General features: G+C 61.3%; 2 protein-coding genes and 1 pseudogene. All 3 read right to left on the bottom strand.

Annotated elements, in window-relative coordinates; translation table 11 throughout:
• Nucleotides 1-688, bottom strand: a 688-nt coding sequence (gene trpA / locus V6C07_RS12095) for a tryptophan synthase subunit alpha (protein ID WP_333536731.1), incomplete at its 3' end; no start/stop codon positions are given.
• Nucleotides 689-690: 2 nt separating this feature from the next.
• A complete protein-coding gene (gene trpB / locus V6C07_RS12090; RefSeq protein WP_333536730.1) occupies nt 691-1,881 on the bottom strand; it encodes a tryptophan synthase subunit beta in 1,191 nt (396 codons plus the stop codon).
• A pseudogene (locus tag V6C07_RS12085) lies at nt 1,878-2,065 on the bottom strand (phosphoribosylanthranilate isomerase); the annotation flags it as partial. The gene trpB and the pseudogene V6C07_RS12085, both read right to left, overlap by 4 nt.

The raw sequence follows: 2,065 nt of genomic DNA, 5'->3' as shown, positions 1-2,065 counted from the left end.
CGTCGGGCCTGGCGTCCTGCGGCAGTTCCTTGATCTGCCCCGGCTCACGCAGGCCGAAGCCCAAGGCCAGGGGAAGACGGAAAACAGAACGCGCCCGGCGCATGGTATCGGCCACCTGCGGAGCCACGTCCGCCCTTTCCCCGGTAATGCCCATGACCGAAACCACATAAACGTAGCCCTCGCCTTCCCCGGCGTACAGAGCCATGCGCTCGGCGCTGGTATTTGGCCCCACCAGCGGGATAAGGGCGATGCCCTCTTTTTTCAGGGCGCTGCGCAGCGGGCCGGACTCTTCATACGGCAGGTCAGGAACAATAAAGCCATGCACGCCGCCTCTGGCCGCATCGTGCGCCAGTTTTTCGTAACCGTACTGCAAAAAGGGATTCAGATAGCCCATGAGCACAATCCCGGCTTTGACAAGGCCCTTGCGCTCGGCAAGTTCCGTAAGAATGCCACGCAGGCTTACCCCGTCACTGAGCGCCCGCCGCGAAGCCTCTTCCACCACCGGGCCGTCGGCAACGGGATCGGAAAACGGCACGCCTATTTCAATGACATCGGCCCCGTTTTCATCCAGTTCCATCACTGTGGGCCAGAATGTTGCGCCGTCGGGAAAGCCTGCGGTCAAAAAGGGAATAAGGGCCGGGCGTCCGGCGGCATTGGCCTTGCGTATCTTGTCTTCAAGCAGGTTCATGACTACACCTCGTCCTGCTCCCGGGCAAAGCCCAGGGCTTTGTTGATAATACCGAGATCCTTGTCGCCTCGGCCCGAAAGGTTGACCACCACCTGCTGGCCGGGCTTGAACTCATGCGGATGGTCCAGCACCCATGCCAGTGCGTGTGAGGATTCCAGGGCGGGCAAAATGCCCTCGGCGCGGCAAAGCCGCTGAAAGGCCGCAAGCGCATTGGCGTCTTTGACCATGCCGTAATGGACGCGACCCGTCTTGTGCAACCAGGAATGCTCGGGGCCAACGCCCGGATAATCCAGGCCGGCGGAAATGGAGTGCGAAGGTTCCACCTGACCGTCATTATTCTGCAAAAGCATGCTGTACGCACCGTGCAGCACGCCGGGAACCCCAAGATTGAGCGGCGCGGAATTGAAGCAGCCCGGCTCGCCGGTTCCTGCCGCCTCCACGCCCACAATGCGCACCTTTTCATCATCGAGAAAAGGATGAAACATGCCGATGGCATTGGATCCGCCTCCCACGCAGGCCACGATGGCATCAGGAAGCTGGCCGGTTTTTTCCATCATCTGGGCGCGCGTTTCACGGCCTATGACGCTTTGCAGTTCGCGCACCAGCAGCGGAAAAGGATGCGGCCCCGCAGCCGTGCCAAAACAGTAATGGGTTGTTTTCTGGCTGCCTATCCAGGCGCGCAGGGCTTCGTTAATGGCGTCCTTGAGGGTGCGCGTGCCGCTTTCCACCGCGTGCACGGTGGCGCCGAGCAGCTTCATGCGCATGACGTTGGGAGCTTGCCGCTCCACGTCTTCCGCCCCCATATAGATGGTGCATTCCAGCCCCAGACGGGCCGCGGAAGCAGCCGTGGCAACACCGTGCTGCCCGGCCCCGGTTTCGGCCACCAGGGCCGTCTTGCCCATATATCTGGCAAGCAGGGCCTGCCCCAGGGTATTGTTGATTTTGTGCGCACCCGTATGCAGCAGGTCCTCACGCTTGAGCCAGAGGTCAAAACCCAGTTCCCGCGACAGGGTGGGACAATGGGTCAACGGCGTCTCACGACCGGCATAATTGCGCAGAAGGTCTTCCAGTTCAGCCTGGAACGCTTCCGTGGGGTAGATGTCGCGCATGGCGGCCTCCACTTCCATCAGCGGCGGCATGAGCAATTCGGGTACAAAGCAGCCGCCGAACTCACCAAAATATCTGTTCTTCATGACAAATACCTATTGCCTTTCTGTTTTGCGGCTACCGCCAGAGCGGCCGCCAGCTTTTGCGCATTTTTCTGTCCCGGCGCGTCCTCCACGCCGGAATTGAAATCCAGTCCATCGGGCGAACACCGGCTCAGGGCCTGCCCCACATTTTCCGCGCTCAGCCCCCCGGCCAGAAGCCAGGGGCGCG

Source organism: Desulfovibrio sp. 1214_IL3152 (assembly GCF_036763055.1).
Classification (GTDB): Bacteria; Desulfobacterota; Desulfovibrionia; order Desulfovibrionales; family Desulfovibrionaceae; genus Desulfovibrio.
Note: the sequence above shows the minus strand (reverse complement) of the source record. Positions and strands in the feature narration are given on the sequence as shown.